Source organism: Pseudomonas sp. (assembly GCF_049590575.1).
GTDB lineage: Bacteria > Pseudomonadota > Gammaproteobacteria > Pseudomonadales > Pseudomonadaceae > Aquipseudomonas.
This window is the reverse complement of the sequence record NZ_JBAWDE010000214.1, coordinates 1-16069: the sequence shown is the minus strand read 5'-3', so window position 1 is coordinate 16069 and position 16069 is coordinate 1. Positions and strand designations below refer to the sequence as shown.

General features: G+C 63.1%; 16 protein-coding genes. 7 read left to right on the top strand and 9 right to left on the bottom strand.

Annotation, left to right across the window (positions count from 1 at the left end; translation table 11 throughout):
* Positions 1-7 precede the first annotated feature (7 nt).
* Both fahA and hmgA read right to left on the bottom strand, forming a co-directional pair.
* Entirely contained in the window at positions 8-1294 is a 1287-nt protein-coding gene (gene fahA, locus WBR57_RS14195) for a fumarylacetoacetase (protein WP_424084352.1), read from the bottom strand.
* Between the two features lie 3 nt (positions 1295-1297).
* On the bottom strand, positions 1298-2581 hold the full coding sequence (hmgA, locus tag WBR57_RS14190; protein WP_424084351.1) for a homogentisate 1,2-dioxygenase: 1284 nt from the start codon (positions 2579-2581) through the stop codon (positions 1298-1300).
* A gap of 120 nt (positions 2582-2701) precedes the next feature.
* On the opposite strand from hmgA, the gene WBR57_RS14185 reads away from it, so the two are divergent.
* Positions 2702-3481 (top strand): IclR family transcriptional regulator, encoded by a 780-nt coding sequence (locus WBR57_RS14185; RefSeq protein ID WP_424084350.1) that lies wholly within the window; start codon positions 2702-2704, stop codon positions 3479-3481.
* Position 3482: 1 nt separating this feature from the next.
* Here the strand turns inward: WBR57_RS14185 and dacB are convergent, their stop codons facing one another.
* The 7 genes from dacB to WBR57_RS14150 form a co-directional block, all read right to left on the bottom strand.
* Positions 3483-4928, bottom strand: a complete 1446-nt coding sequence (gene dacB / locus WBR57_RS14180) for a D-alanyl-D-alanine carboxypeptidase/D-alanyl-D-alanine endopeptidase (RefSeq protein WP_424084349.1) — start codon at positions 4926-4928, stop codon at positions 3483-3485.
* A gap of 102 nt (positions 4929-5030) precedes the next feature.
* A complete protein-coding gene (locus WBR57_RS14175; protein ID WP_424084348.1) occupies positions 5031-7451 on the bottom strand; it encodes a TonB-dependent siderophore receptor in 2421 nt (806 codons plus the stop codon).
* A gap of 109 nt (positions 7452-7560) precedes the next feature.
* Positions 7561-8496, bottom strand: coding sequence for a glutathione S-transferase family protein (locus tag WBR57_RS14170; RefSeq protein ID WP_424084347.1), 936 nt, complete (start codon positions 8494-8496; stop codon positions 7561-7563).
* 75 nt (positions 8497-8571) lie between these two features.
* A complete protein-coding gene (locus tag WBR57_RS14165) occupies positions 8572-8847 on the bottom strand; it encodes a GIY-YIG nuclease family protein (RefSeq protein ID WP_101266778.1) in 276 nt (91 codons plus the stop codon).
* Between the two features lie 36 nt (positions 8848-8883).
* Complete coding sequence (locus WBR57_RS14160; RefSeq protein ID WP_424084346.1) at positions 8884-9354, bottom strand: nuclear transport factor 2 family protein; 471 nt, start codon at positions 9352-9354, stop codon at positions 8884-8886.
* An 86-nt stretch (positions 9355-9440) separates the two neighbouring features.
* Positions 9441-10076, bottom strand: a complete 636-nt coding sequence (locus WBR57_RS14155) for a response regulator (RefSeq protein WP_424084345.1) — start codon at positions 10074-10076, stop codon at positions 9441-9443.
* 199 nt (positions 10077-10275) lie between these two features.
* Positions 10276-11076 carry a response regulator gene (locus tag WBR57_RS14150; protein WP_424084344.1) on the bottom strand — a complete coding sequence of 267 codons (801 nt, stop codon included), beginning with the start codon at positions 11074-11076 and terminating at the stop codon, positions 10276-10278.
* A 361-nt stretch (positions 11077-11437) separates the two neighbouring features.
* Between WBR57_RS14150 and WBR57_RS14145 the strand changes: the two genes are divergently transcribed.
* The 6 genes from WBR57_RS14145 to WBR57_RS14120 all read left to right on the top strand — a co-directional run.
* Complete coding sequence (locus WBR57_RS14145; RefSeq protein WP_424084343.1) at positions 11438-12055, top strand: DUF1120 domain-containing protein; 618 nt, start codon at positions 11438-11440, stop codon at positions 12053-12055.
* 39 nt (positions 12056-12094) lie between these two features.
* Positions 12095-12712 carry a DUF1120 domain-containing protein gene (locus WBR57_RS14140; protein WP_424084342.1) on the top strand — a complete coding sequence of 206 codons (618 nt, stop codon included), beginning with the start codon at positions 12095-12097 and terminating at the stop codon, positions 12710-12712.
* Positions 12713-12753: 41 nt separating this feature from the next.
* Positions 12754-13383 carry a DUF1120 domain-containing protein gene (locus WBR57_RS14135; protein ID WP_424084341.1) on the top strand — a complete coding sequence of 210 codons (630 nt, stop codon included), beginning with the start codon at positions 12754-12756 and terminating at the stop codon, positions 13381-13383.
* Between the two features lie 64 nt (positions 13384-13447).
* Positions 13448-14071, top strand: a complete 624-nt coding sequence (locus tag WBR57_RS14130) for a DUF1120 domain-containing protein (protein WP_424084340.1) — start codon at positions 13448-13450, stop codon at positions 14069-14071.
* A gap of 22 nt (positions 14072-14093) precedes the next feature.
* Entirely contained in the window at positions 14094-14792 is a 699-nt protein-coding gene (locus tag WBR57_RS14125; protein WP_424084339.1) for a fimbria/pilus chaperone family protein, read from the top strand.
* Between the two features lie 74 nt (positions 14793-14866).
* On the top strand, positions 14867-16069 hold a 1203-nt coding region (locus WBR57_RS14120), incomplete at its 3' end, for a fimbria/pilus outer membrane usher protein (RefSeq protein WP_424084338.1).

Here is a 16069-nt window from a genome sequence, read left to right as displayed (position 1 = left end):
TGCCCTCTCAACGCGCGGCGACCACCGTGCCGCGGCACTCGCCAAAACCTATGGAGGCAAAACCTTCGCGGCTGCAACGCGCGCGCAGGATGATTTCGTCGCCGTCTTCGAGGAATTTACGCACCTCGCCGGACGGCAATTCAATCGGCTTTTTGCCGCCTTCGGTCATCTCCAGCAGGCTGCCGAACTGCCCTGCTTGCGGCCCGGACAGGGTGCCGGAGCCAAACAGATCACCGGCCTGCAACTGGCAGCCGTTGACGCTGTGGTGCGCGACCAATTGCGCGACGGTCCAGTACATGTGCAGGCTATTGCTCAGGGCCAGACGATGGGCCGGCAGGTTTTGCTCTCGCATCGAGTCGGTAGTCAGCAGCACTTCCAGTTCGATGTCCAACGCGCCGGTTGCCTGGTCACGCGCATCCAGCAGGTAGGGCAGCGGTTGCGGATCGCCTTCGGGACGAGCCGGTTGCGCTTTGCGGAACGGCGCGAGTGCTTCGGCCGTCACCACCCAGGGCGAGATCGTGGTGATAAAGCTTTTTGACAGAAACGGCCCGAGCGGCTGGTATTCCCAGGCCTGGATATCCCGCGCCGACCAATCGTTGAGCAGGCAGAAACCGGCGATGTGCTCGGCCGCGTCACCGATGGCAATCGAGTCGCCCAGGGCATTGCCCTGGCCGATCCAGATGCCCAGTTCCAGCTCATAATCCAGGCGCGCGCACGGACCGAATGTCGGCTCGGTCTGGCCGGCTGGCAGGGTCTGGCCTTTGGGGCGACGCACCTCGGTGCCCGACGGGCGAACGGTCGAGGCACGCCCGTGATAGCCGATCGGCACGTATTTGTAGTTGGGCAGCAGCGGGTTATCCGGGCGGAACAGTTTGCCGACGTTCTGTGCGTGTTCGATGCCGACGTAGAAGTCGGTGTAATCGCTGATTCTGGCCGGCAAGTGCATCTGGCAATCGGCGGCGCGGTGCAGCACCTGCGCCTCACGGGTGTGCAGCGTGCTGCCTTCGGCCAACAGCTCCAGCAAGCGTTCGCGCAAGGCCACGCGCGGGCCACGGCCCAGTTCGAAAAACGCGTTGAGTTGGCCGCCCGCGGTAGCTTCGACCGCGCGGCGCGCTTCGCCGTCGAACGCGTCGATGGCGGCGTGCAAGTCGAGGATCGCGTCGCCAATCGCCACGCCGGTGCGCGGCGCCGAGCCGTTGATGCTGAACACGCCCAGCGGCAGGTTCTGCAACGGGAAATCACTGTGCCCGTTGGCAGAGTCGACCCAGCTGCGGGTAAGGGTTGGCTGAGTCATGGGTTATCTCCGGTTCGGGTTGAAGGTGGCAGGCAACGAGGCCCAGCACGCGTCGTAAGAGGGCTGCAGTTGCGGGCATTGCAGCGCGAATTGCGTGGGCCGCAGCACTTGGCTGGTTTCGAACATAAAGGCCATGGTGTTATCGATCTTGTGCGGCGCCAGGTCCACGTTGATGGCCTTGGTGCAGGTCTCGCCGTCCGGGCCGTGAGCACTCATGCAGCTGTGCAGCGACGCGCCACCGGGCAGGAAGCCTTCGGCCTTGGCGTCGTAGACGCCCTGGATCAGGCCCATGTATTCGTTCATCAGGTTGCGGTGGAACCACGGCGGGCGGAAGGTGTTTTCGGCCACCATCCAGCGCGGCGGGAAGATCACGAAGTCGAGGTTGGCCAGGCCGTGCACGCTGGTCGGCGAGGTCAGGACGGTGAAGATCGACGGGTCCGGGTGATCGAAACTCACGGTGCCAAGGGTGTTGAAACGCCGCAGGTCGTATTTGTACGGCACATTGTTACCGTGCCAGGCCACCACGTTCAGCGGCGAATGGTCCAGCTCGCAGGCCCAGAGTTCACCGAGGAACTTCTGCACCAGCGTCGTCGGCTGTTTCAGGTCTTCGTAGTGGGCAACCGGGGTGAGGAAGTCGCGCGGGTTGGCCAGGCCGTTGCTGCCTATCGGGCCCAGGTCGGGCAGGCGCAGCGGCGCGCCGTGGTTTTCCGCGACGTAGCCGCGGGCCTGGGCGTCGAGCAGTTCGACGCGGAATTTGAGGCCGCGCGGCAATACGACGATCTCCAGCGGTTCCACCTCGAGCACGCCCAATTCGGTGGCGATGCGCAGGCGGCCCTGCTCGGGGACGATCAACAGCTCGCCGTCGGCGTTGAAGAACACGCGGTCCATGGATTGGTTGGCGCGGTAGTTGTAGATGCTGATGCCTGAGGGTTTTTCCGACCCCGAATTGGCGACCATGCCTACAAGCCCGTCGATAAAGTCGGTCGGTTCGCCGGGGATATCCAAGGGGTTCCAGCGCAGGCGATTGGGCGTGACTGCGCCCAGCGGCCCACCGGCCAGTTGCCGTTCCAGCTTGGCGAACGCCGGGTGGTTGGCCGACGGCTGGATGCGATACAGCCAGGTGCGGCGGGCTTCGCTGCGCGCCACGGTAAACGCGGTGCCGGAGAACAGTTCGGTGTACAGCCCATAGGGCGCTTTTTGCGGGGAGTTCTGGCCGACGGGCAGTGCGCCAGGCAAGGCTTCGCTGGCGAATTCATTGCCGAAGCCCGACAGGTATTCGAGGTTCATGGATCATCCTCTGTACGGAAGTTGTTTTTATCGTAATCCAGTTACGCATAACGTAATTTGATCACTATCGACCGTCAAGCTATAAAGACGCCCATTCATCTCTCGGATTCTCGCCCTTCCATGGAAAAGCCCCGCGACACCGGTAAACAGAAAGTCCGCTCGGCCGAAGTGGGCACCGATATCCTCAAGGCCCTGGCCGAGCTGTCGCCGGCCACGTCGCTGTCGCGCCTGGCCGAACATGTGCAGATGCCGGCGAGCAAGGTTCACCGTTACTTGCAGGCGCTGATCGCCTCGGGTTTTGCCGAACAGAACACCGCCACCAACCATTACGGCCTGGGCCGCGAAGCGTTACGTGTGGGCTTGGCCGCGCTGGGCAGCATGGACGTGTTGAAAGTCGGCGCCCTGCCCCTGGCGGAACTGCGCGATGAACTGAATGAAACCTGCTTCCTGGCGGTGTGGGGCAACCAGGGTGCAACGGTGGTGCAGATTGAACCCGCCGTGCGTGCGGTCACGGTGGTGACACAGCTGGGTTCGGTGCTGCCACTGCTCAGCTCGTCCACCGGGCTGGTGTTCAGTGCATTCCTGCCAGCGCGAGAAACCGTCGAGTTGCGCGAACGCGAAATTGAGGCGGGTATCGCCCACGCCTTGGCGGACGACCAGGCCTACGCCAGCGCCTGCGCACAGATCCGCCAGCGAGGCCTGCATTTTGTACATGGCCTGCTGATGCCCGGCGTGGACGCCCTGTCGGCACCGGTGTTCAACGCCATCGGGCAGGTGGCGGCGGTGATGACCGTGGTGGGGCCTACCTCGCTGTTTCACGCCGACGAAGATGGCCCGGCAGCCCAGCGCCTGCTGGCGGCGACCCGGGCGGTGAGTTGGCGCATGGGCTATCAGCCCTGAACTAGTCGCGCCATTGGGTCAGGGCCAGCGCCACGCGGTTTTCCAGTGCGCGGATCGGCGCCGCGTCGCTGATATAGTTATTGCTGATCATCGAGAACACCAGGCGCCGTCCCTCGGCGTCGGTGATGTAACCGCTCAACGACGACACGCCGGCCATGGAGCCGGTCTTGCCGTGCAGGTTGTTTTGCGCCGCGGTGCCGCGCAGGCGATTGCGCAGGCTGCCGCCGGTCATGCGGTCGGCATTCCCGGCAATCGGCAAGGCCTCGTACCAGGCCGCGAACCAGGGTTGCCTGGCAGTCGCCACCAACAGATCCGTCAGGTTCTGCGACGACACCAGATTGCGCCGCGACAGGCCTGAACCGTCGACCTGGCTCAACGTCGCCGGGTCCAGCCCCTGGCGCTGCATAAACGCCGCCACTGCCGCCACACCCGCCGCTGCCGTACCGGCATTCGCCGTCTTGCGGCCCATGGCTTTGAGCAAGGCTTCAGACATGTTGTTGTTCGAGAGTTTGAGCAACGGCGTGATCAAGTCCTGCAACGGCGCCGATTGATGCTCTGCCAAGACCGTGGCCGTCGCGGGGCTTGTGCCACCGATCACCCGTCGCCCCAGTACCTGGATGCCCTGCTGCGCCAGCGCCTGTTCAAACAGATTGGCCACCAGCTGCGTCGGCTCCCACACACTCACCCACTGCCGGCGTTGCTGGCCCGGCGCCAACGCGCCCGTGAGTTGCAGCAGGTTGGTGCCGTGCTGGCGGGTGATCGCGTAGCTGTTGCCCGCGCCACTCACCGCACGGTTGCTCAGTTGCACATAATCAGTGGCCGGGCTGATCACCACGTTCAGCGGTTGGCCCGCCGCGACGGGGGCCTTGGCGGTGACGAGTAACGTGCCTGCATCAAAATCCGTATTCGGCGACACCGTCAGTGCCGAAATCTGCGCGCCGTAGTAGGTGCTTTCGTCGTCCTGGGCCCAGTCCACGCCCAAGCGCTCGGCATCGAAAAAGGTGTCGTCGAACACCAGGTCACCCTGCACCTGGCGCACACCCTGGCTCGCCAGCTGAGCGGCAAGTGCCTGGTAGTCGGCGAACTGCGTAGTCGGGTCGCCCAGGCCACGCAGGTACAGGTTGCCAGCCAGGCGCTCGCCCTGGCGGGTGCCGTTGCTCAACAGCTGGGTGGAAAACCGGTACTGCGGGCCCAGCACATCCATCGCCGCCGCCGTGGTCAGTAGCTTGAGGTTGGAAGCCGGAATCAGCCGCGTGCGGGGGTTGTGCTGGTAGAGGGTGTTGCCGCTGCGGGCGTCGCGCACCATCAGCGAAACCGTGGCGCCGTTCAGCGCCGGGTCGGCCAGGAGGTGGTCCAGGGTTGCCGGGGTGGGCGTCGGCGAAACGCTCGCGCACCCCCCCAGCAAAAAGCTCAAGCACAACAGGTGTAGCCATCGTCCAAAGTGCATCAGAATCGTGTTCCGCAAAGCTGTCAGTGGCGACAACGCTAACAGCTCCGCCCCCCTGTGGCGAGCAAGGCTGCTCGCCACAAAAACACCGCAGATAATCGCTTAGAACGCCAGCGTGCTCGACACCGACACCTGCCGCGCATCCCCCATGGACACAAACAAGCGGCTGGCCGCCGAGGTGTAATAGACGCGGTCGAACAGGTTCTTCACGTTGAGCTGGAACTTGACCTTCTGCCCGTCGATCTTGGTGTCGTAGGTGGCGAACGCGTCTGCCACGGTGTAGCCCGGCAGGGTGAAGTCGTTGGCGGCGTCGCCTGCGCGCTCGCCCACATAGCGCGCACCGGTGCCCACGCGCAGCTGGTCGCCGCCGAAGATATTACCGAAGTCGTAGGCTACCGACAGCGAGCCGGTGTGCTTGGCGACGTTTTGCAGGCGGTTGCCCTGCAGCGTCGGGTCTTGGTCTTTCACGTCCAGGGCGTCGGTGTAGGCATAGCTGCCGATGACGCTCCACTGGTCGGTCAACTGGCCAGTGGCATCCAGCTCCAGGCCGCGCGAGCGCACTTGGCCGGCGATGCTGTAAATGGTGTTTGCACCGGAGCCCACCGACACCAGCACATTGCGCTTGTCGATATTGAACAACGCCGCGCTGGCAGTGATGCGCCCAGGAATATCGAGCTTAGCGCCCAGTTCCCAGGACTTGGATTCTTCCGGTGTGAGGTCGCCGGTCAAGGTGCTGCCATCGGCCAGCGCCGCGATGGTCGAGTTGGGTTTGAACGACTCGGTGTAGCTGCCATAAAACGACAATTCGTCGGTGTAGCGATACACCAGGCCGGCACGTGGCACCCAGGCTTGGCCGTTGCCATTGGTGTTGGCCTTGAACGGCACGCCCTTGCCGGCGTACTGGTCATACATCTGGTAGCGCGCGCCGGCCACGAATATCCACTGGTCGGTGAGGTGGATAGCGTCCTGGAAGAACAGCGAGTCGCTACGCAGCAGGTCGGTCTGGGCGCTGTCGGCAGCACTCACGGTGGTGCCCGCCACTTCGTTGCCATACACCGGATTGTTGTAGTTGAAGGTGCCGCGCGAGTTCTGCCGAATCAGATCGGCGCGGTAGATCTTGCGGTATTCGTCATCCAGGCCGAACACCAGGTCATGCTGCATGCCCAGCACGTTGACCTTGCCTTCGAGGCTCGCGGTGGTGAAACGGTCGGTGGTGATCGCGCCTTGGGTGCCGTCCATCTTGCGGGTCAGTGTGCCGTTGGCATTCACCGCGCTGACACGCACCTGGCTGGCATCGTAGGTTTCGCGGTTCCAGCTGTAGCCGAAGTGCGCTTTCCAGTCGTCATTCAAATCGTGGTCGGCTTCGAAACGGTACAGGTCCGAGCGGCCTTCCATGTTGTTGAACGGCTCATCCAGGCGCCGGGTGGCGGGGATATCCAAAGGATGATTGGTCTTGGGGTCGATCGCCGTGCCCCGGTCGAACGGCGAGAGAAATTCCCGATGCTCGTAGGCAAACAGCAGCTTGGTGCTGTCGCCGAACCACGCCAACGACGGCGCCACCAGCGTCTCGCGGTGGGTGCCGAAGTTGCGCCAGTAGTCCTCGTCTTCATGGTCGACGATCAGGCGATACGCCAGGCCCGAATCGCCGATGGGCCCGGTGGTGTCAAGGCTGCCGCCGCTGCCGTTCTTGCCGTCGCCAAAGGTCGAGCCGCGTGCGGTCAGCGCGGTGGACTGGGTCAGTTGCGGTTTTTTGCTGACGATATTGACCACGCCGCCCGGGTCCTGGATGCCGTAGAGCAGCGACGACGGGCCCTTGAGCACTTCGACGCGCTCGGCGGTGGCGTTCAGCGCACGGCCCTGCACCAGCGGCATGCCGTCCTGCATGATCGAGCCGTTACGGTTGTCGCCGAAACCGCGCAGCATCACTGCGTCCTGGGTGCTGGCCAGGGTGTTGGCCTGGGTGATGCCGCTGATATTGGCGAGGGCGTCATCCAGGTTGCGTGGGGTCTGGTCGCGCAGCACTTGGGCCGGTACCACGTTGACGGTTTGCGGGGTTTCCAGCAGCAGGCCGTGGGAACGCATCACCGAGCTGGTAGGCGGCGGCTGGTAGCTGGTGCTGTCCTCGGTTTGGCCGGTACCGCTGATGGTGGTGGCGCCCAGGTTCAGCGCGCCGTCGGTGGGCACGGGTTCCAGGGCCAGGGTGCGGGCGTCGATCTGGCGGAAGGTAAAGCCGGAGTTGCCCAGCAGGCGTTGCAGCGCCTGGGTCGCGCTCATTTGCCCGCTGACGGCCGGGGCAATCAGGCCGTAGGGCGCTTCGTCGGTGTAGATCACGCTGATCCCGGTGACCCGGCTGAAATCGCTCAGGGCCTGGGGCAGCGGTTTGGCTGCCAGGGCAAAATTGAACTGGGCGCTTTGCTGCTCCTGTGCCTGCGCCACGCTCAGGGGCAACAATGCCAGCCCCGAAACCGCCAATACCGAGGCTCCCAGCCACTGTTTAACCAAACCGCCCGCCGTCGACTTCATGCTGTGAGAACCCGTGTAGAAAACGCTGTTAATGCGAATAGATCGCAGTTTCAAGCACTACACGGATGGGCGGGCGATTTACCTCACCTTTATTTGCAGATATTTTTTCTCACTGCGCCTGAATGCGGAAACCCAAGCGTGGGAAATGCACATGTACGGTGCCGGCACGTTCATCAGTGCGCCGTAGGATCAGTTCCTCGCGCCCGGCAAACAACAGCTCGCCGGCCACGGGGTCAGTGCCGTAGTCAGTGGCGGAAATCGTCACCTGCTGGCCGGCCTTGAAGCCGTTCAAGTCCTCGAACAGCTCATCGGGCAGCGCCGCCGGCGCCGTGTTACGCGCCACTTCCAGGGCCTGCTCGGCATTCATCTGCGTGCTGGTGCCGTGACCAAAGCCCAGTACCCGGTCCAACCAGGCAGCGACGGCCGGGTAGGCATCCACCAGCGGCGCAGTCACGGACGAGCCCTTGAGGAACCACAACGGATGGGCCAGGGCAAAGTCAGCAATCGACGGTTCGCCAAACAGGAAATCCCCCGGCGCATGCTGCAATTGCTGGTCGATACGGCCAATGATCGCCGGCCATTGGTGCTTGGCCTGGTCCAGTTGCACGCGGGCAGCCGTGCCGCCGCTGAACAGTTTGCTGCGGTCAGCCACCAGCACCTGGAGCATTTGCGGTGGCACCTTGGCGAATTTGACCGCCAGGGACTCGGGCTGAAACACCAGCGCCACGGCCTGGGAAAACACCACTGAATCAGCCCAGGCGGCAAAGGACTGGGTCACCAGTTCCAGGCCCTGAGGGAATAGCGCCGGCGCGGATTTTTCCTGCTCCAGGCGCCGAGCGATCAGCGCGGTGTCGCAGTAGACATCCGCGCCGACTTGCAGCACCGGGGTCTTGCGATAGCCACCCGTCAGGGCAGTAAGATCAGGCTTGGGCATGACCGGCGAGATATGCACCGAATGCCAGGACAAGCCTTTGAAGCCCAGCAACAGGCGGGCTTTTTCAGCAAAGGGGGATTGCGGGTAGTGGTGAAGGATCAACTCGGACATGCCAGGCTCCGCTCGAGGGATGAGCCGCTAGCTTAGCCTGCAACATTGCGTGTGGGGACGATGGGAACCCATCAGTCAAATCAATGAGCCGCTGGCCGCCAGGCATTCCTTGGCACTTTTCTTCAATTTCTTGATCAGGCGCTCCTGGCGCAAGGCCTCGCCCTTGCTCGCGCATTGCTCGGTATACACCAGCGCTACCGCCGGGCTGGAGAGGAAAAACCGGGCGCCCTTGCCGCTCTGGTGAGAGGCAAAGCGGCGCACCGGGTCATTGCTGATTCCGCAATACAGCGCGCCATTCGCGGCGCGTACCAGGTAGACGAACCAGGGTTTGGGTTCAGTGGGAGTCGTCACGAGCCAATTCGTTAAACCGGAAGAACGCCAAGCTTATCAACGACTGGCCTGAAATGCCTTCAAGCCTTTGAGCGCCTGGGCGCGCACGGCGTTTTTCAGCGCAGGCGACCAGCCCAGCAACAAGCCCTTGAGGCCTAGGGCCTGGCGCGACCAGCGCCACAGGTCAAAGTGGTCGTGGTGCTCGCAGATCTTGCCGTCACGGAACACAAAGCGTGCGCCGATATCGTTGATCACGGTATTGCCGGTCGCGCTGAACAGGTACGTTGCGACCCAATGCGCGCTGCCGGTGGTTTCATCGCTGCGCACATGGTCGAAAGTCAGGGAAAAATCCTTGGCGCGGGTGGTCAGCATGCGCCACATATCCCCGGCGTCACGCCCACGCAACTCACCGAACGCCGGGTCGCTGAACAGCACGTCCTCGGTGTAGCAGGCCACCATGGCCTCGGCGTCCAGGCGCTGGAAAGCACTGTAGAACTCGGTGATCAAGGCGTTATGGGCGTCGCTCATGGGCAGTTTCCGCAAAGGGGGTGGCAGGGCTGGATACGATAATCCTCGGTGGCCGGGAACACTACCGGCATTGATCACTGGAATGGCTAAGGAATCATCCCGCAGCTACGCGCATAGGCGAACAGGTCGACATCGCTGGAAATGCACAGCCGGTTCATGGCCGTGCTTTTTTGTTTGCTGATGGTGGAAATGCTGCGATTGACCTGGGCCGCAATCTCGCTGACGGTCATGCCGCTGGCGAGCATGCGCACCACTTCGCGCTCGCGGCTCGACAACTGGGGCTGCTGGGACTGGTCGCCAGTGCCCGACTCGACCATCTGCGCGCGCAAGGCCTCGCTGACGAACGTCTTGCCCTGGCAGACCGCCCGGATCGCCGAAGGCAACTCCTTGGACGAGGCGCTCTTGGCGACAATCGCCTGGGCACCCTGGGCAAAGGACGCGCGCAACGTGGCGACATTGGCGAACATGGTCACCAGAATCACCGGCATATCGGGATACTGGCGATTCAACAAGCCCAGCAACACGTAGCCATCCGCCTGTTGCCCGCCCGGCATGGCGAAGTCGGTGACCAGTACATCGCAGGGTGTCGTGCCCAGCACATCGAGCAGCTCATCGGGCCCATCGGCCTCACCCACCACCTTGCACTTGCCGCTCGCCTCGATCACCACCCGCTGTCCAATTCGAACCAGCGGGTGATCGTCAGCAATAATTACGCGAAGCATAGAAAACCACGAATGATGGCAAATTGTTCTTAAAAAATAGCGCTGGAGATCGCCGCCAACAACCATCGAACGGCGATCGATTTCCACCAAGTCCCGTGTTTTTTGGCTGCGCGATTAATGCCCACAAAACAAAAGGAAAAACCTTACAAAACAAAGCCACAAAGAAACGGAACCAATCCTACATATCGCTGAATCGGCGTCATAAATCTGTCAAATAGCGCAAATACACCATCACGTCCTGCTCGAACTGTTGCAGCGCCCGCTGGTTCAGCACGATGCCATGCTCACGCACGCTTGCGATCAGCCGTCCCGCAAGTGGGTCGGGTTCACTGCCGGCGAGGAACGCCAGGCTGCCCAGCAAGCGATGCAGGCAGTCGAGCACGGCTTGGCGGTCCAGCGTGCGACAGGCCTGGAGCAGGCCCGCATAATCTTTATTGGCTTCGTGCAGCAGGCTGTGCAGCAAGCGATTCACTACCTGCTCGTCGCCAAAGGTCTCGATCAGTTCGGCACGGGTAGGCCGGTGGGCATGCAGGCATGGCGCAGAAAGGCCGACCACGCGATTGGACGGCCCGGGCAACCAGTGCTCCAGCACCTCGCGCAGGCGTTGCGCCGACACCGGTTTAAGCAGCCAGGCGTCCATGCCGGCCTCGAGGCCGCGCTGCAAATCGTCGGCGTCCAGTTGCGCAGACAGGGCAATGATCGGGACCCGCGGCAAGCCCTCGATGCGTTCGCGAAGGCGCACCTGCCGGGCCATGGCATAGCCATCCATCACCGGCATCCGGCAGTCGCTGATGACCAGGTCGAAGTGTTGGCGCTCGCCGGCCTCGACCGCCGCCTGGCCGTCGCATACCCACTCGTGATCCAAACCGAATTTTTGCAGAAACCAGCCCATCAGTGCGCCGTAGGTGGCGTGGTCTTCGGCGACCAGTACACGCAAGTTGAGCCAGTGAGCGGGAGGATCGCCCCACGGGCCATGACCTGCAGGGCTTATTGGCCTCATGGCCACCTCGATATGGATACAGACGATGGAGGTCCTGTTGGCGGCCGACTCGAGCACACGCAAAAAGGACGAAATATCGTCACTACGTATCCATATCAATATGGCTCATAGCGATACAAAAACTACGAAAACATAAATTTTCCTACGCCTTGGACGGCCAATTCCGACACCCGGTGTTTTCTCGTATTAGTTGTATTTCCCCATCTACCCCCCGGCGCTAAATTGCGCCCCAGCCCAAAAGGGCAACCCGTCAACTCACCTGGCGGCCAACTATCCGAACTGACCGAACGCCCAACCGCGCCTCTTCATGCGCTGCGGTGACGCGCACCCGTCAGTTGAACTAACACCGAGACAACTCACCATGAACAAGCACCTGATCGCCCTCGCCAGCACCCTGCTGATCACCGGCACGTCTACCGCGTTCGCCGCCAGCACCGTGGACCTGACCGTCAAGGGCATCATCACCCCGAACGCCTGTACGCCTAGCCTTTCCAGCGGCGGCGTGATCGATCACGGCAAGATGTCAGCCAAGGACCTGAACACCGACAAGATCACCGTACTCCCGGCCCATTCCCTGCAAATGGCCGTGAGCTGCGATGCCGCTGTGTTGTTCGCCCTCAAGGGCACCGACAACCGATTGGGCTCGGGCACCGGTAGTTACTTCGGTCTGGGCATGATCAATGGCACGCAAAAACTGGGCGGATATACCCTGTCCCTCGCCACCCCGGTGGCGGACGACGAACCCGTTCAAGTCATCGGCTCCTTCAACAACGGCACCAGCTGGGAGAGTTGGAACAGCTTTGAAACCGGCGTACTCCTCTCCGTCGGCACCCTGGCCGACGACTCTGCCCCACGCCCCACCCAGGATCTGGTCGCCGAGGTGCGCTACAGCGGTTACATCAACCCTACCGACGGCCTGGACCTGAGCAACGAAGTCGATATCGACGGCTCGGCCACCCTTGAAGTGATGTACCTGTAACCCACCCGCCAGCCTCAACATCAAAGGTCCCGCTAGCCTATGAATGCCTCGCCCGTTGTCTTTCTCGCCACCTTGTTGCTCGCGCCGCCGGTACTCGCGGCCAGCACTACCGATTTCACCGTCAAGGGCACGATCACGCCCAACGCCTGTGACCCCATGCTCTCCGGTGGAGGCGTGGTGGACTACGGGAAGATGACGGCCAAGGCGCTCATACCGGATGCTCCGACATCGTTGCCGCCCCAGGTGATGCAGCTGGAGATCCAGTGCGACTCCCCGACATTCCTGGCGCTGAACACCATCGATAACCGCGCCGGCTCCTCGGCGATCAGCCCTCGGGCCCACGGCCTGGGCATGACGCCCAACGACGAAAAGCTCGGCAGCGTCAATTTCGGCCTGTACAACGCAGTCGCCGATGGCAACGTGGTCAGAACCATCACCTCACAGGACGGCGGCGCGACCTGGCAGCCTTCGGTGATGCTCAGCCACTACGTCATGACCGCGATCGGCAGAGCTGATTTCAGCCTGACGCCCATCGCCGTCACCCGCTTCACCGCCGACCTGCGTCTGTACACCATGATCGATGGCACCGACCGCCTGACCGTACTCGATGAAGTTCCCATGGACGGTCACGTCACGGTGCAAATGACTTACCTCTAAAGCCTCTTAATCCGGACTGACTCGAAAGGAACGTGAGCGCTATGAACATCATCCGCACAACCCTGGCCGCCGCATTGATGCTGAGCATCGGTGCCCCTGCCTGGGCGGCGTCAACCGTCGACCTGACCGTCAAGGGCAAGATCACGCCCAATGCCTGCACTCCCAGCCTTTCCGGTGCCGGTGTGATCGACTACGGCAAGGTGTCCGCCAAGGACTTGAACCTGACGACCCCCACGTCGTTGCCTGTCGCCACGCTGCAACTGACCATTACCTGCGACGGCAGCACCCTGTTCGCGGTCAAGGGCACTGACAACCGCGCCGGCTCCAACAGCAGTGCCTACGGGTATGGCCTGGGCCTGATCAACGGCACGCAAAAACTCGGGGCCTATGACCTGACCCTGCAAAACGCGGTGGCCGATAGCGTCGACACCATCGTCCTGGAGTCATCGGATAACGGCACCACCTGGCGCGACCTGGACGATACCGCACTGGTGCCCAGCTCACTGGCCGCCTTCGGTGACCGATCAAGCGGCGTCTGGCTGCCCGTTGCAATCGAGCAAGTGACTACTGACCTGGTCGTCTATGGGCGTATCGCAAGGGCGGACAGCCTGGATCTAAGCGATGAACACCTCATCGATGGGTCCGCCACGTTCGAAGTGAAATACCTGTAAACCCGCGCCCCTGACCATCCAAGGCCAGGGGCGTTCCTGCATTGAACACACAGAAGACCGAATGATGAACAGAACCCTACGCCTGTACGCGGCGCTGTTATTGCTCAACACCGGCTCCGTGTTTGCCAGCACCGCAACTGACCTGACCCTGTCGGGCCTGGTCACACCCAGCTCCTGCACCATCGCGCTTTCCGGCAGCGGGATCATCGACCATGGCACCATCCCCGCCCATAGCCTGAACCTCGAGGCCCCTACCCCATTGCCCAGCCGATGGCTGGAAGTGGAAATCATCTGCAGTGCCCCGATGCTGTTTGCCTTGATCGGCCTGGACAGCCGGGAGGATTCCTCCACCACACCGGACACCGCCTACGGCCTGGGCAAAAACCCCCATGCGCCGACCGAACACCTGGGCAGCGTCGACTTGGCGTTCGAGGCCGCGCAAGGCGACGGGCAAGCCATGCAGTCGCTTGCCTCAAAAACCCAGGGCGGCCTCTGGTCACCGCAACCGGCCATCCACCCCCGCACCCTGATGGGCTTTGCCCGCCCTGGGCGACCGTTTCCCGAACCCATTATCACCCTCACCACCCGGATACGCGCGCAGACCACCATCAACCCGGCAAACCGGCTGACTCTCAGGCAGGACGTTCCTCTCGACGGTTCGCTGGTCCTGGATTTGCGTTACCTCTAAAACCCCTTTTAGGAACTGCGTCATGAAGATTTACCCAACCCTGCTGGCCCTGGGCTGGCTGTTGAGCAGCCAGGTGTATGCCGACGGCATGGTGCCCGACACCTCGGTCGTGATCGTCAACGAGGCCGATGGCGAAGCCTCGGTGTCGGTCACCAACACCGACGGCAAGCTTGCCCTGCTGCACGTGACCCTCGAAGACATCCCCGAAGACACCGAGCCCTTGCTGTTTGTCACCCCGCCCCTGGCAAGGGTCGAGGCCGACAAGAGCCAATTGGTGCGGTTTATCCTGCAAAACCGTACCCCCCTGCAAACCCAGCGCCTGAAGCGGGTGATCTTCGAAGGTATGCCCAAGGACCGCGATGCGCGCCAGGCCGGGCATGCACGGGTCGGGGTGACCGTGCGGCAGAACCTGCCGGTGATCCTTCATCCCAAGGGGTTGGCACCCAACCGGACGCCGTGGACCGGGCTGACCTGGTCGCTGAACCATGGCCAGCTGAATATCGCCAACCCCACGCCGTATGTCGTGCGCCTGGCCCAGGAGCTGCAATTGCTACCCGGCAAGCACAGCCTGGTGCTGCCGCGCACTTACGTGCTGCCCGGCGAAACCCTGCGGCTCAGTACCCCCCACACAGGCACGGCGGTACGCCTGCAACCGGCCACCGTCTACGGCTTTGCCGTCGCCGCCTACGAAGCACCGATCACCGCTGCAAACGCCGAATAACGAAGTGACAGCCCAGTGACCGTCACCGGGAGGCCCGCCAACCGCTGCTGGCTTCCATAACTTGAGTGCCTTACGTGAACACAGTAACCACTGACCCGGGTGGCGAAGCCGTACCCGATTTCCCGCTGCGCTCCACCCTGGCGCGGGCCGCGCTGCCATTGACCCTTGCACTACTGATACCCGATGCGTGGGCAGACTCCTTCGACCCGCAAACCCTGCACCAGCGCGGTATCGACCCGCAATTGGCCTACCTGCTGCTGGACGCGCCGCGCTACACCAGCGGGCGGCACGCCGTCAGCCTGAATGTGAACGGCCTGCGGCGTGGCCGTGTGGATGTATCGTTCGACAGTCAGGGCGCACTGTGTTTTGACCGGCCCTTGCTCGACGCCGCTGACCTGGTAGTGCCGACGCCCGTGGACGGCCGGGGCTGCCATGACTTCCTCGCCGAATACCCGCAAACCGTGGTGGAACAAGACCCCGCCAGCCTGAGCATCAGCCTGGTAGTGCCGACCGATGCGCTGCGCCCGCGTCAGCGCGAGCTGTCCGGCTATCACACCGGCGGCTTCGCCGGCCTGCTCAACTACGACGTCACCGGGTTGTACAACCGCTATGGCGACGACGCCAGCCGCTTCGGCTCGGCCAATACCGAGGTGGGGTTCAACGCCGGCGACTGGATCGCACGCAGCCGCCAGGTGCAGACCTGGCAAAATTCACGCTCGCGCACCACCCACTTGGAGGCCTACGCCCAGCGCACGTTCGCCGAGCAGCAAGCGGTGCTGCAGGCGGGACAGATCAACCTCTACAACCCGGTGCTGTCATCGGCGCAGATCACCGGCATGCAGGTGTTCACCGAACAGGCGCTGCAGGACCAGGAACAAGGCTCGACCATCAGCGGTATCGCCAACAGCCCCGCCCAGGTTGAAGTGCGCCAGAACGGCGCGCTGATTCACTCCACGGTGGTGCCCGCCGGGCCGTTCTCGCTGACCGACGTCAGGCGCCTGAACACGCGCTCCGACGTTGAAGTCACCGTCAAGGAAAGCAGCGGAGAAGAACGCCGCTTCACCGTGCCGGCGGCCATGCTCGGCATCGGCCTGCCGGCACCGGGCTACTCTGTGGGCGCCGGACGGGTACGCAATATCGGCAATACCCGGGGGGAAGACCCTTGGGTGCTCAGCGCCGGCTGGAGCGGCGCGTTGAACCCTCGGCTGAGCCTGGGGGCAGGCGGGCTGGTCGCCGAGGATTACCGCGCCCTGGGCGCCAGCCTGGGCCTGCTGCCC

Bases quoted from the DNA above. Each gene is read 5' to 3' on its own strand.
- WBR57_RS14135 (WP_424084341.1), top strand. From the start codon at position 12,754: ATGAACATCATCCGCACAACCCTGGCCGCCGCATTGATGCTGAGCATC.
- WBR57_RS14145 (WP_424084343.1), top strand. From the start codon at position 11,438: ATGAACAAGCACCTGATCGCCCTCGCCAGCACCCTGCTGATCACCGGC.
- fahA (WP_424084352.1), bottom strand. From the start codon at position 1,294: ATGACTCAGCCAACCCTTACCCGCAGCTGGGTCGACTCTGCCAACGGG.
- WBR57_RS14130 (WP_424084340.1), top strand. From the start codon at position 13,448: ATGAACAGAACCCTACGCCTGTACGCGGCGCTGTTATTGCTCAACACC.
- WBR57_RS14155 (WP_424084345.1), bottom strand. From the start codon at position 10,076: ATGCTTCGCGTAATTATTGCTGACGATCACCCGCTGGTTCGAATTGGA.
- WBR57_RS14185 (WP_424084350.1), top strand. From the start codon at position 2,702: ATGGAAAAGCCCCGCGACACCGGTAAACAGAAAGTCCGCTCGGCCGAA.
- WBR57_RS14175 (WP_424084348.1), bottom strand. From the start codon at position 7,451: ATGAAGTCGACGGCGGGCGGTTTGGTTAAACAGTGGCTGGGAGCCTCG.
- WBR57_RS14125 (WP_424084339.1), top strand. From the start codon at position 14,094: ATGAAGATTTACCCAACCCTGCTGGCCCTGGGCTGGCTGTTGAGCAGC.
- dacB (WP_424084349.1), bottom strand. From the start codon at position 4,928: ATGCACTTTGGACGATGGCTACACCTGTTGTGCTTGAGCTTTTTGCTG.
- WBR57_RS14150 (WP_424084344.1), bottom strand. From the start codon at position 11,076: ATGAGGCCAATAAGCCCTGCAGGTCATGGCCCGTGGGGCGATCCTCCC.
- WBR57_RS14160 (WP_424084346.1), bottom strand. From the start codon at position 9,354: ATGAGCGACGCCCATAACGCCTTGATCACCGAGTTCTACAGTGCTTTC.
- hmgA (WP_424084351.1), bottom strand. From the start codon at position 2,581: ATGAACCTCGAATACCTGTCGGGCTTCGGCAATGAATTCGCCAGCGAA.
- WBR57_RS14140 (WP_424084342.1), top strand. From the start codon at position 12,095: ATGAATGCCTCGCCCGTTGTCTTTCTCGCCACCTTGTTGCTCGCGCCG.
- WBR57_RS14170 (WP_424084347.1), bottom strand. From the start codon at position 8,496: ATGTCCGAGTTGATCCTTCACCACTACCCGCAATCCCCCTTTGCTGAA.